This window comes from Acidovorax sp. SUPP1855 (genome assembly GCF_030158955.1).
Taxonomy (GTDB): domain Bacteria; phylum Pseudomonadota; class Gammaproteobacteria; order Burkholderiales; family Burkholderiaceae_C; genus Paracidovorax.
Map to the genome: position 1 here is coordinate 21,846 of NZ_BQXI01000032.1, position 12,840 is coordinate 34,685.

Genomic DNA, 12,840 nt, shown 5'->3' on the forward strand with positions numbered 1-12,840 from the left:
CTGCCGCATGCCCGATCACTCCAGCGGCGCGGTGACGCCCGTTTCCGCCTCCGTGCCCGCATTCCCCGACGTGCTGGGCCCGCTGGCATCCCGGGCCGGCGGGATCGAGGGGGCCGACGGGCAGGCGCTGGACCTGGCCGTGCGCCGCCGGCTGCTGCAGTCGCTGGCCTCGCGCGGCTCCTCGGAGATCGCCGCGGGGGTCATCCCCGGCGTGCTGGTGGGGTTCTACAGCCGCTTCGCGCCGCCCGGTCCGCTGATCGCCTGGTGGGTGCTCTTCGGGGTCGTGGCCCTGGGGCTGCTGCGCCTGCGCCGCGGCCTGCAGCGCGACGCCGCGCTGCCCGATGCGGTGGCCGTGCCCAAATGGGAGCGCATCTTCCAGTGGCTGTCCCTGGGGACGGGGCTGATGTGGACGCTGCCCGTCTTTCTCACGATGTCCGCGGCCCCGCTCGAATTCCGGCTCTTCCTGTACATGGTGCTGTGCGCGGTCATCGCGTCGGCCACGACGTTCCTCGCCCCGGTGCCGGTCATCTTCTGGCGCTATTTCGCGGCCAGCTACCTGCCGCCCACGCTGGCGATCTACTGGTACTTCCCGCAGCGCTGGCACTACCTGCTGCCGCTGATGCTGCTGTACGGCGCCGTGCTGTGCCGCCATGCCTGGGGATCGCGCCGCTTCGTGGTGCAGCAGGTGGAGATGGAGCGCCAGCGCGCGCAGCTGGCCGAGCAGTACCGCGCCGCCAAGGAGGCCGCCGAACGCGCGCTGGAGGAGAAGAACCGGTTCATCGCCACCGCCAGCCACGACCTGCGCCAGCCGTTGCACGCCATGGGCCTGCTGCTGGAAACGGCCCTGCAGCGCAACGGCGACGTTCGCCTGAACGCCGTGCTGCAGGACGTCCAGAGCTGCGTGCGGTCGCTGAACTTCATGTTCAACGCGCTCCTGGACCTGTCGCGCATCGAGGCGGGCACCTTCACGGTGCGCGAGGAGACCGTGTCCCTGCGCGCCCTGTTCGACGACGTGGCCACCGTGTTCGCGCCGGACGCCGAACTGCGCGGCCTGCACCTGCGCCTGCGCCTGCCCCGCCAGCGCGAGGCGGCGGTGCGCGGCGACCCGGCGCTGCTGCGCCAGATGGTGTTCAACCTGGCGCAGAACGCGCTGCGCTATACGGCCTCGGGCGGGGTGCTGCTGGGGGCGCGGGGGCGGGGCGGCCGCTGGCGCATCGAGGTGTGGGACACCGGTGCGGGCGTGGCCCCCAAGGACCGCCACCGCATCTATGCGCCGTTCTACCGCAGCGATCAGGCCCAGGTGCAGCAGGCCGAAGGGCACGGCCTGGGGCTGTCGGTGGTGGCCCGCTCGGAGGGGCTGATCGGCGCCGGGCACGGGTTCGAATCCACGCCGGGCCGGGGCTCGTGCTTCTGGCTGGAGTTGCCGGCGGCGCAGCCCGACGGTCCGCTGCCGGCCGAGCCTTTGCTGCAGCCGGCGGCGCCCTGGGCCGAACGCATGGCCTCGCTGCAGGGGCGTTGCCTGCTGGTGGAGGACGACCCGCAGATCGCCACGTCGCTGTCCCAACTGCTGCAGTCGTGGGGGTTGCAGGTGCAATGGGCGGCCACCGGGGCGCAGGCCATGGCCCGGGTGGACGGCGGCTTCGAGCCCGATGCCGTGCTGTGCGACCACCGGCTGGGCGCGGGCGAGAGCGGCCTGGCCGTGCTGCAGGCGCTGCTGGCGCGCTGCGGCCATGCGCACGGCGCCATGGTGAGTGGCGAGCACGACGCCCCGGCGCTGGTGCAGGCCGAGGACGACGGCTACCTCGTGTTCCGCAAGCCGCTGGCGCCGCAGGCGCTGCACGCGGTGCTGTCGCGCTGGCTGGCGCGCACGGACCCGACGTGATCGGGCGGGCGGCTCGGCCGCGGGCTCAGCGCGGGTAGTGCGCTGGCGGCACTTCCAGCCGCACGCCGCGCAGCTTGGCGATGGCTTCGACCCGGTTGCGCGCCTGCAGCTTGTGCAGGATGGCCGTCACATGCTCCTTGACGGTGTGCTCGGACACGTTCAGCGCTGCGGCGATGGGCTTGTTGGGCAGGCCCTGCAGCAGCAGGGCGAGGATCTCGCCCTGGCGCGGGGTCAGCCCCAGGTCGGACGGAGCCAGCGGCACCTCGCGCGCCAGCGGCGTGTCGGCCACGGCCGGGGGGCTGTCCGGCGCGGCGTCGAACCAGGTGCCGCCGTCCAGCACCGCGCTCACCGCGGCGGCGAGCGCCTCGGGCGCCTCCTGTTTGTGAACGAAGCCATGGGCGCCGCTGGCCCGCACCTTGAGCACGATGGCCGGATGGCTGTCGCCGCTCACCATGAGCACGCGGGTGGACGGCGCGAGCGCCAGCACGTCGCGCACGAACAGGTCGGTGGCCCCGTCGGCCAGCCAGAAATCCACCAGCGCGATGGCGGGGGCGCCGCGTTGGGCGATGGTGCGCAGGGCCTCGGGCGGGCTGCCCGCGCTCACCGCATCGTCCAGTTTCTTATGTAACCGCAGGAACGCGGCCATGCCGTGCGCGACGAGAGGGTGGTCGTCCACGACCAGCCCGTAGTGGTCGCCGCCAGGGCGCAGGGATTCAGAAAAGCTCAAGGAAACTTCCGTGCCGGTGCAGGCTGCCCGCCCTCGGAACCGGTGCACCGCGTAACAAATACCCCCCGAAAGGGGGGAGGGCATGGGGTGCAATGTACTGAAAATCACCCGCTCGTTGTACCGAACCGGGCGGATATCGTCCGCGTTCGTTGCTTTGATGCCAGTCACCCCGACGCAGGGGCGTGCCGGCGCTTGTGTGCCGGACCACGCGCGTCCGCTGCGATCGTGGGTGTTCTCCCTTCCGGGAGGGCACCTGTTCAACCCCTTTTCAGGAAACAAAACATGAACACTGCGGACCTGACCCGCCGAACGGCTGCGGCCTTGATCGTCTCCCTGCTGGCCGCCTGCGGCGGAAGCGACGGCAGTGGCGACCCCACGGCGCCGACCGCCCCGGGAACGCCCGCACCCGCCCCCTCGCCCGAGCCGACCACGCCCACCCCGGCGCCGTCGCCCGCTCCGGCCCCCGCCAGCGTGACCGGCCAATACCGCCAGGAAAGCGCGGCCACGTCGATGGATGCCGCCCTGGCGGCCATGAACGCTCAGGGCGCCCAGGGCTACGCGTTCGTGTCCACCTTCGTGGCCGATGCCGGTGGCAGCGCGCAGGCATCGGGCGACTTCTACCTGCAGGACACGGCCCATGCCGGCTCGCGCCTGCAGTACGCGGCCATCGCGCAGCCCGCCACGGCGGACGCGCTGCTGGCGCTGCTCAACCAGCAGGGCGCGGGCGGCTTCGCGTACAAGGCGCCTTTGTCGTTCGGCTCGGCATCGGGCATCCGCGGCCTCTTCGTGAAGGACACCTCCAAGTCCCTCACCTATACCTATGAACGGCAGCCCATGTCGTCCGCGCTGTCGCGCGACGGCTTCGTGGCCCAGCTCAACGCGCAGGGCGCGCGCGGCTTTCGCCTGGTGGGGCCGATGGTGGCAGGCAGTGAATCCTTCAACCTCTACATGAAGGATTCGTCGGCCAATACCTATGCCTACGTGGGCCTGGACGGCTTGCCGTCGTCCCCAGCCACCTACGGCGACGCATTGCGGCAGCGGCTGGACGAGCAGGGCGGGCAAGGCCGCCTGTGGATCGGGGACTTCGTGCTGCAGGCAGGCGCGAGCGCGATCATCTTCGAAAAGAGCGCGGCCCAGAGCGGTGCCATCCGCTACAGCGTGGAGCCGTCGAGCGGTGCGCAGAGCCTGGCGCAGCTGCAGTCCCAGTTCAATGCGCGGGCGGCCCAGGGCCTGTTCTATTACAGCGACGTGGGTGTCACCGATGTCGGCACCAGCCAGAGTGCGCGGTTCTCGGTCTCGGTCGGGGGCGCGCTCGCGATGCGCAACCCCTTGGCGGGCATCACCTACCCGTAAAGGCCGGCATCGTCCGGGCCGCCGCAGGCATGCGGTAGATTCCGGGGCTGGTTTCCAGCGGCGCCGGCTTCGGCGCCGCCGGATGCATCGCACGCAGTGCCTGTGCTGCCTGCACCCTCGCGCCGATCCTGCGCGCTCCCGCCCCGACCCTGCCATGCCCCCATCCGTCCTGCCCTCTTCCTACGACGCCGTGCTGTTCGACTGCGACGGCGTGCTCGTGGACAGCGAACCCATCACCCACCGCGTGCTGCGCGACCGGCTCGAAGCCTCGGGCTGGTCGCTCACGCCCGAGGAATGCCTGGCCGTCTTCCTGGGCAAGGCCGTGCGCAGCGAGGCGGCGCGCATCGAGGCCGAAACCGGCCAGCCGCTGACCGACGCCTGGATGGCCGACTTCTATGCGCGCCGCAATGCCGCGCTGCAGGCCGAGTTGGGCCCCATCCCCGGCGCCCCCGATGCCGTGCGGGCCGTGCATGCGCGGCTCGGTGGGCGCATCGCCTGCGCGTCGGGCGCCGACCGCTTCAAAGTGGAGCTGCAACTGGCCAAGGTGGGCCTGACGCCGTTCTTCCAGGGCCGCGTCTTCAGCGGCCACGAAATGCCCCGCACCAAGCCCGCGCCCGATGTGTACCTGGCCGCGGCTGCCGCGCTGGGCGTGGCGCCGGCGCGCTGCCTGGTGGTGGAGGACTCGGTCACGGGCGTGCAGGCCGGCGTGGCGGCGGGCGCCACGGTGGTCGGCTACAGCCCGGCGCCCGTGGGGCATGGGTCGGCCCAGGCGCTGCGCGCCGCCGGGGCGGCGCATGTGATGCTCCACATGGCCGAATTGCCCGAACTGCTGGGTTGACGGAGAGGCGGCGGCACGGCGGCCACGGGCTGCCGGCGCCGTCGGGGCGGGTGACCGGGGCGGCCATGCCGACGCGCCTTCGCAGCACGGGGCATGGGTTCGCTCCTCCGCGGCAGGTCCGGGGCTTTTGCTCCCACGATCCGAAGCGGTGGGATGGGACGTGGTGCGCGGCACCGCTTGCTGCCCTCCCTCAGGAGCCGCCCATGTCGATTCAGTTTCCCAAGAACCTTTTCTCCCGTTTCAATAGCACCTCCGAACGCGGTGCCAACGCCGTTCCGGAGTACCGGGAGCCTGCACGGCTGGGCCGCTCCAAGCCCGGCGTGGGCGCGGGGCCCATGCCGCAGCGCAGGGCGGCGGGCCACCCGGCCGACAACGCCACCGCCACCGACCGCCGGGGGCCCGCTCCACAAAAATTCGCGGGACACGCCAGCGCCCATGCCCGGCGGCCGGGCGCGCCACCGATCGTTCCGGTAAAGCCGACGGTCGCGCAGGTGCTGTCCAGCATCCCACTGCACGAAGTCGACCGCATGACCCCGATGCAGGTCAAGCAGTTCACGAAGCTCTTGGGCGGGCGCACCCTGGGCGTGGACCCCGCGCTGCTGGCTCGGAACTGGAAGCTGCTGCGCAGCCAGTTCAAAGGGCCTGAGCTGCAGCAGTTGCTGTTGAAGAAGACCGCCGACGTGATGAAGTTCCTGACGGCGCCGGCACTGCCCAAATCGCCTGCGGCCCAGGTGCTGGCCGTGTTCCAGTTGCATGAGATCGACCGCATGGACCCACCGAGGCTGAAGGATCTCGTGGCGATCCTGGGTGGGCATGCCCAGGGCAAGGGCCCCGAAATTCGTGCCGAGAACTGGCAGCGGCTGCGCGAGAACTTCACCGAGCCGGAACTGAAGCAGTTGCTATTGAACGACACGGCCGGTGTGGTGGATTTTCTGACGGCTTTGCCGCCTCCGCCGAAAGCGGACGCCGGAGGTGCCAAGGCGGATGCCGGCCCCAAGCCAGACAACGGTCCCCGGCCGCAGGCGGAGCCCCGGCCGAATGCAGGTCCCCGGCCGAATGCGGGCGCCGGGCGGCAGGAGGCGCCGAAGCCCTCCGCCAAGGTGCAGCAAGCGCCGGCGGCGGTGCCCGCGGCCGCAGGAGCCAAGCCCATCGCCCTCGCCGGGATGAAGCGGGAGGCGGCGTTCCAGGCGCTGAAGGACCGCGGCATGTCGCACGTGCAACTGCAGCAGATGCGGCAGGATTTTCTCGATCAGGTGAACCACGGCAGTGGCGCGTCGGGCGACGCATTGAGCGCCAAGTACCGGGCGTTCATCACCGACGACCTGTCGCAATCGGGCACCTTGCGCAGCTATGCCAAGCTGTTCGTGCGCCCCATTGCGGACGAGGCCACCACCGGTAAGGCATAGGTCGCAGGCCCTGGCCGGATCAACCCCCGCCCGCGAGCCGGGCCGCGCGGCGGAACGCGGCGGGGGACTGCCCCGTCCAGCCCCGAAACGCGCGGATGAAGCTCTTTTCGTTGAGGAAGCCCGCGGCCTGCGCCACCTGCTTGATCGGCCGGTCGGTGCGGTGCAGCCATTCGATGGCGCGGTGCTGGCGCACCTCGTCCTTCAGCGCCTGCAGCGATGCGCCTTCTTCCTTGAGCTGGCGGTGCAGCGTGCGCGGCGACAGGTGCAGCCGCTCGGCCAGCGCGTCCGCGCCCTGCAGCGTGCCGGTGTCGGCTGCCAGCGCCTGCCGCACGCGCTGCACCAGCAGGCGGTCGCGCCGGTACTGGCGCACGGTCAGGGGCAGCGCGCGCTGCAGCATGGTGCGCAGCGCGTTCTCGTCGCGCTGCAGCGGCATTGCCAGGTAGCGCGCATCGAAGCGCAGCGCGGCATGCGGCGCACGGAAGGCGATGGGGCCGGCGAACAGCAGCGGATAGGCCGCCTGATGCGGCGGCGGCGCGAAGGGAAAATCCGCGCCCTGCAGCGGCAGGCGCGAATCGATGAGCCAGCAGGCCAGCCCCAGCGCGTTGCGCAGCATCGAGACCAGGCAGAACTCGCGCAGCGTGCCCAGGTCGCGGTGTTCGGTGATCGCCAGCGTGGCGGTGGCGCCGTCCGTGGTCAGGTGCAGGGCGATGTCGTCGGTCAGCAGGCCGTGGTGGCGGCACCAGCGCTGCAGGGCCAGGCCCAGGTGCGGCGCGCTGATCGAGGCCCGCGCCAGCATGCCGTAGCTGCCCCAGGGCAGGCGCCGGCCGAACCAGCCCAGGGCCTCGTCGTCCAGTTCGCGCATGGCGCCGTCGGAGAGCTGCTCCATCTGCAGCGCCGTGATGCGCCCCTGCGGATGCGCGATGTCCGATGGCGTGATTTGTGCCTGCTGCAGCACGGCCGAGGCATCCATGCCGCGCTGGGTGTAGGCCTGCAGGATGGCCCGCACGAAGGCCATGGGCGTGGCGGCGGTGGGTGCATGGGGGGCGGTGCGGGGCAGGGCGGTGGCGGATTCGGGCATGGGGGGAGTTTGCCTTGCGTGGCGCATATTGCAACCTTTGTGACCCCATCTGTCATGCGGTCCGGGCCCGGGCGGGCGTATGCTGCGGCCCATCGCCGTTCCCGGCCGGGCCGGGGGCGTGCCACACGAGGAGACATTGCCATGGACCCAGTGAGCCCGACCGCCCCGTTGACTTCCGCCTTCGCGCGCGGCAGCACGGCGGTGCCCCTGATCGAGCAGACGATCGGCACCTTTTTCAGCGCGATGGCGCAGCGCCAGCCGGACCGCGAGGCGCTGGTGAGCGTGCACCAGGGCCTGCGCTACACCTACGGCCAGCTGCATGCCGAGGTGCGCCGCCTGGCCAGCGCGCTGCTGGGGCTGGACCTGAACCCGGGCGACCGGGTGGGCATCTGGTCGCACAACAACGCCGAATGGGTGCTCATGCAGCTGGCCACCGCGCAGGTGGGCCTGGTGCTGGTCAACATCAACCCCGCCTACCGCACCTCGGAGGTGGAATACGCGCTCAACAAGGTCGGCTGCAAGGCGCTGGTGACGATGGCGCGCTTCAAGACCAGCGACTACCTGGGCATGCTGCGCGAACTGGCGCCGCAGTGGGCCGCCGGCACGCCCGGCGCACTGCAGTCCGACCGGCTGCCGCAGCTGCGCACGGTGGTGTGGATCGACGGCGCGCCGGGAGACGCGGCGGGCGGCGACGACTCGCCCGGCCTGCTGCGGTTTTCCGAACTGATGGCGCGCGGCGACGCGCAGGATGCGCGCATCGATGCCGTGGCCGCCACGCTGGACGCCGACGACCCCATCAACATCCAGTTCACGAGCGGCACCACGGGCTTTCCGAAGGGCGCCACGCTCACGCACCGCAACATCCTGAACAACGGGTTCTTCATCGGCGAGTGCATGCGGCTCACCCCCGAGGACCGGCTGTGCATTCCCGTGCCGCTGTACCACTGCTTCGGCATGGTGCTGGGCAACCTGGCCTGTCTCACGCACGGCGCGGCCATCGTGTACCCGAGCGACGGCTTCGATCCGCTCAAGGTGCTGGAGACGGTGCAGGCCGAGCGCTGCACCGGCCTGCACGGCGTGCCCACGATGTTCATCGCCGAGCTGGACCACCCGCGCTTCGCCGAGTTCGACCTGTCCACGCTGCGCACCGGCATCATGGCCGGCTCGCCGTGCCCCATCGAGGTGATGAAGCGCGTAGTGAGCGACATGCACCTGTCGGAGATCACCATCGCCTACGGCATGACCGAAACCAGCCCGGTCAGCTGCCAGAGCAGCACCGAGACGCCGCTGGACAAGCGCGTGTCCACCGTGGGCCAGGTGCAGCCGCACCTGGAGATCCAGATCATCGACCCCGAATCCGGCGCCGTGGTGCCCGTGGGTGAGCGCGGCGAGCTGTGCACGCGCGGCTACTCGGTCATGCACGGCTACTGGGACGACCCGGCCAGGACCCGCGAGGCCATCGACGATGCGGGCTGGATGCACACCGGCGACCTGGCCACCATGGACGCCGAGGGTTATGTGAACATCGTCGGCCGCATCAAGGACATGGTGATCCGCGGCGGCGAGAACGTGTACCCGCGCGAGATCGAGGAGTTTCTCTACCGCCACCCGCAGGTGCAGGACGTGCAGGTGGTGGGCGTGCCCGATGCCCGCTACGGCGAAGAGCTGTGCGCCTGGATCATTCCCAAGCCCGGCACGGCCGCGCCCACCGAGGACGACATCCGCGCGTTCTGCAAGGGGCAGATCGCGCACTACAAGGTGCCGCGCTACATCCGATTCGTCGCCGAGTTCCCGATGACGGTGACCGGCAAGATCCAGAAATTCAAGATCCGCGACGCCATGAAAGAACAGCTCGGCCTGCAGGAAAGCACCACCGCATGATCCTCGAATCCCAACTCAATGCCCGCTCGGCCGACTTCCTGGCCAATGCCGCCGCCATGCGCGCCCTGGTCGATGACCTGCGCGCCCGCACCGCCCAGGTGGCCCAGGGCGGCGGCGAAGCCGCCCGCGCCAAGCACACCGCCCGCGGCAAGCTGCTGCCGCGCGAACGCGTGCAGATGCTGCTGGACCCCGGCACGCCGTTCCTCGAACTGGCGCCCCTGGCCGCGCTCAACATGTACAACAACGACGCGCCCGGCGCCGGGCTGATCGCCGGCATCGGCCGCGTGAGCGGCGTGGACTGCATGGTGGTGTGCAACGACGCCACGGTGAAGGGCGGCACCTACTACCCCATGACGGTGAAGAAGCACCTGCGCGCGCAGGAGGTGGCCGCGCAGAACCACCTGCCGTGCATCTACCTGGTGGATTCCGGCGGCGCCAACCTGCCCAACCAGGACGAAGTGTTTCCCGACCGCGACCACTTCGGCCGCATCTTCTACAACCAGGCGCACATGAGCGCGCAGGGCATAGCGCAGATCGCCGTGGTGATGGGCTCGTGCACCGCCGGCGGCGCCTACGTGCCGGCCATGAGCGACGAATCCATCATCGTCAAGAACCAGGGCACCATCTTCCTGGGCGGCCCGCCGCTGGTGAAGGCGGCCACGGGCGAGGTCGTGACGGCCGAGGACCTGGGCGGCGGCGACGTGCACACGCGCCTGTCCGGCGTGGCCGACCATCTGGCGCAAAACGACCTGCACGCGCTGCAGCTGGCCCGCAACGCGGTGCGCAATTTGAATAGAAACAAGGCCCATGCCGGGGAATTGCATGCCTCTGTTGCTCCTAAATTCATAGCGGATGAGCTGTACGGCGTGATTCCGGTGGACACGCGCAAGCCCTTCGACGTGCGCGAGATCATCGCCCGCATCGTCGACGGCAGCGAGTTCGACGAGTTCAAGGCGCGCTACGGCACCACGCTGGTCACGGGCTTCGCGCGCATCGAGGGCATGCCCGTGGGCATCATCGCCAACAACGGCATCCTGTTCAGCGAGTCCGCGCTGAAGGGCGCGCACTTTATCGAGCTGTGCTGCCAGCGCAAGATCCCGCTGGTGTTCCTGCAGAACATCACCGGCTTCATGGTGGGCCGCAAGTACGAGAACGAGGGCATCGCGCGCAACGGCGCCAAGATGGTCACCGCCGTGGCCACCGCCGCCGTGCCCAAGTTCACCATCGTCATCGGCGGCAGTTTTGGCGCGGGCAACTACGGCATGTGCGGGCGGGCGTATTCGCCGCGCTTCCTGTGGATGTGGCCCAACGCGCGCATCTCCGTCATGGGCGGCGACCAGGCCGCGAGCGTGCTCGCCACCGTCAAGCGCGACGGCATCGAGGGCAAGGGCGGCCAGTGGAGTGCCGAGGAGGAGGAAGCCTTCAAGGCCCCCATCCGCCAGCAGTACGAGAGCCAGGGCCACCCCTACTACGCCACCGCGCGGCTGTGGGACGACGGCGTGATCGACCCCGCCGACACGCGCCGCGTACTGGCGCTGGGCCTGTCGGCCACGCGCAATGCGCCCATCGAAGACACGAAGTTCGGCCTGTTCCGCATGTGACCTCGACCATCCCCCGAAAACTTTCGCCGCAGGTCCTGTCATGACCCTTCGCCGACACGCCCTGGCCTGGCTGCTGCGCTGCGCGCTGCTGCTGGGCGCCTTGCCCGCCCTGGCGCAACTGGCGCCGTCCACACCGCCCACGCTGGATGCCACGCTGCGCGAGCAGATCGTGATGGTGCCCAAGGGCGAAGGGCTGCTGGCCACCGAGCTGGAAACCACCGTGTACCGCCCGGCGGGCACGGGGCCGTTTCCCGTCGTCGTGATCAACCACGGCAAGGCCAACGGCAATCCGCGCCTGCAGGAGCGTGCGCGCTACCTGGCGGCCGCGCGCGTGTTCGTGGAGCGTGGCTACCTCGTGGTGATTCCGATGCGCCAGGGCTTCTCGCGGTCCACGGGCGCCTACCTGGGCAGCGGCTGCAACGTGGAAGGCAATGGCCGCAACCAAGCCGAGGACGTGCAGGCCGCGCTGGCCTACGTGCGCCGCCTGCCGGACGCGGACAGCCAGCGCATCGTGGTCGTCGGCCAGTCGCACGGCGGCCTGACCACCCTGGCGCTCGGCACGCTGAACCCGCCCGGCGTGCGCGGGCTCATCAATTTCGCCGGCGGGCTGCGGCAGGAGCAATGCCCCGGCTGGGAAAACAACCTGGCCAGCGCCTTCGGTGCCTACGGCCAGGGCACGCGCCTGCCGTCGCTGTGGTTCTACGGCGACAACGATTCGTACTGGCCCACCTCGCTGTACCGCGACATGTATGCCCGCTACGTGGCGTCCGGTGGGCGGGCGCAGCTGGTGGCGTACGGCCGGTTCGGAACCGATTCGCACCGGCTGTTCGCCTCGCAAAGCGGCGTGCCGATCTGGCTGCCGGAGGTGGAGCGCTTCCTGGCCGGCCTGGGCCTGCCGTCCCGGCCGGTGACGCACATTCCGATGCCGCACGACAGCGCCGTGCCCCGGGCCACCGACGCCTACCCCGTGGCCGATGCGTCGGCCATCCCCTACGTGCGCGATGCGGCGCGCGAGGGCTACCGCAAGTTTCTCGCGGCGCCGTGGCCGCGGGCCTACGCCATCGCGCCCAGCGGCGCCTGGGCCTACTACTACGGCCGGGCCGATGCCATGGCCGCGGCGGTGGCCCGCTGCAACGAAAACGCCAAGGCGGCCACCTGCCACCTGTATGCCGTGGACGACCACGTTGTCTGGGACGCACCATGAGGCCCGCACATTCGCCCGCCGCACGCATCCGGCCGCATTCGCGTTCGCCTTTTTCTGCAGAGCACCGAGGAACCCACCCATGAACTCCGTCCAGACAGCCTATGACGGCGCCGTGGCGCGCATCACGCTGGCGCAGCCCGATCTGCGCAACGCCTTCAACGACGAAACCATTGCCGCGCTCACCGACGCCTTCGCGCAGGCAGGCAGCCGCGACGGCGTGCGTGCCGTGGTCCTGGCCGCGCAGGGCACGGCCTTTTGTGCCGGTGCCGACCTGAACTGGATGCGCCGCATGGCCGACTACACGCGCGAGGAGAACGTGGCCGACGCCGGCGCGCTGGCCGAGATGCTGCGCACGATCTACGAATGCCCCAAGCCCACCATCGCCCGCGTGCAGGGCGACGTGTATGCCGGCGGCATGGGCCTGGTGGCGGCCTGCGACATGGCGGTGGCCGTCGATACGGCGGGCTTTTGCCTGTCGGAGGTGAAGCTGGGGCTCATCCCGGCGACCATCAGCCCCTATGTGATTCGCGCCATGGGCGCGCGCGCCGCCCACCGCTATTTCCTGACCGCCGAGCGCTTCGGTGCGGCCGAGGCGCTGCACCTGGGCTTCGTGCATGCGGTGGTGGAGTTCGAGCAGCTCGACGACACGGTGGATGCCTGGCTCAAGGCGCTCACCGGCGCCAGCCCGGCCGCGGTGCGCGCCTGCAAGCGGCTGGTGCAGGACGTGGCCGGCCGCGACATCGATGCCGCGCTCATCGCCGCCACGGTGCAGGGCATTGCCGACATCCGCGCCAGCGACGAGGGCCGCGAGGGCGTGCAGGCCTTCCTGCAAAAGCGCAAGCCGTCCTGGCTGGTGGGGCCGGGCTGACC

Annotated in this window: 10 protein-coding genes; 8 read left to right on the forward strand and 2 right to left on the reverse strand. The window is 70.6% G+C overall.

From position 1 onward, the window contains the following. Positions 1-7: 7 nt before the first annotated feature. Positions 8-1,882 carry an ATP-binding response regulator gene (locus tag AVMA1855_RS21810; protein WP_284427290.1) on the forward strand — a complete coding sequence of 625 codons (1,875 nt, stop codon included), beginning with the start codon at positions 8-10 and terminating at the stop codon, positions 1,880-1,882. A gap of 25 nt (positions 1,883-1,907) precedes the next feature. Here the strand turns inward: AVMA1855_RS21810 and AVMA1855_RS21815 are convergent, their stop codons facing one another. Then, positions 1,908-2,609, reverse strand: a complete 702-nt coding sequence (locus AVMA1855_RS21815) for a LuxR C-terminal-related transcriptional regulator (protein ID WP_284427291.1) — start codon at positions 2,607-2,609, stop codon at positions 1,908-1,910. Positions 2,610-2,891: 282 nt separating this feature from the next. Between AVMA1855_RS21815 and AVMA1855_RS21820 the strand changes: the two genes are divergently transcribed. The 3 genes from AVMA1855_RS21820 (at position 2,892) to AVMA1855_RS21830 (ending at position 6,206) form a co-directional block, all read left to right on the forward strand. Then, positions 2,892-3,962, forward strand: a complete 1,071-nt coding sequence (locus tag AVMA1855_RS21820) for a hypothetical protein (RefSeq protein WP_284427292.1) — start codon at positions 2,892-2,894, stop codon at positions 3,960-3,962. Between the two features lie 154 nt (positions 3,963-4,116). Then, positions 4,117-4,800, forward strand: a complete 684-nt coding sequence (locus AVMA1855_RS21825) for an HAD family hydrolase (RefSeq protein ID WP_284427293.1) — start codon at positions 4,117-4,119, stop codon at positions 4,798-4,800. A 203-nt stretch (positions 4,801-5,003) separates the two neighbouring features. After that, a complete protein-coding gene (locus AVMA1855_RS21830) occupies positions 5,004-6,206 on the forward strand; it encodes a hypothetical protein (RefSeq protein WP_284427294.1) in 1,203 nt (400 codons plus the stop codon). Positions 6,207-6,225: 19 nt separating this feature from the next. Here AVMA1855_RS21830 and AVMA1855_RS21835 read toward each other — a convergent pair whose 3' ends face one another. Further along, positions 6,226-7,284 (reverse strand): AraC family transcriptional regulator, encoded by a 1,059-nt coding sequence (locus AVMA1855_RS21835; protein WP_284427295.1) that lies wholly within the window; start codon positions 7,282-7,284, stop codon positions 6,226-6,228. A gap of 141 nt (positions 7,285-7,425) precedes the next feature. On the opposite strand from AVMA1855_RS21835, the gene AVMA1855_RS21840 reads away from it, so the two are divergent. The 4 genes from AVMA1855_RS21840 (at position 7,426) to AVMA1855_RS21855 (ending at position 12,838) form a co-directional block, all read left to right on the forward strand. After that, positions 7,426-9,165, forward strand: coding sequence for an AMP-binding protein (locus AVMA1855_RS21840; protein ID WP_284427296.1), 1,740 nt, complete (start codon positions 7,426-7,428; stop codon positions 9,163-9,165). After that, positions 9,162-10,766 carry a carboxyl transferase domain-containing protein gene (locus AVMA1855_RS21845; protein ID WP_272565326.1) on the forward strand — a complete coding sequence of 535 codons (1,605 nt, stop codon included), beginning with the start codon at positions 9,162-9,164 and terminating at the stop codon, positions 10,764-10,766. Before AVMA1855_RS21840 ends, AVMA1855_RS21845 begins: the two co-directional genes overlap by 4 nt. Before the next feature lie 40 nt (positions 10,767-10,806). Continuing rightward, positions 10,807-11,970, forward strand: coding sequence for a dienelactone hydrolase family protein (locus tag AVMA1855_RS21850; RefSeq protein WP_284427297.1), 1,164 nt, complete (start codon positions 10,807-10,809; stop codon positions 11,968-11,970). Between the two features lie 79 nt (positions 11,971-12,049). Next, a complete protein-coding gene (locus tag AVMA1855_RS21855) occupies positions 12,050-12,838 on the forward strand; it encodes an enoyl-CoA hydratase/isomerase family protein (protein WP_284427298.1) in 789 nt (262 codons plus the stop codon). Positions 12,839-12,840: the final 2 nt, after the last annotated feature.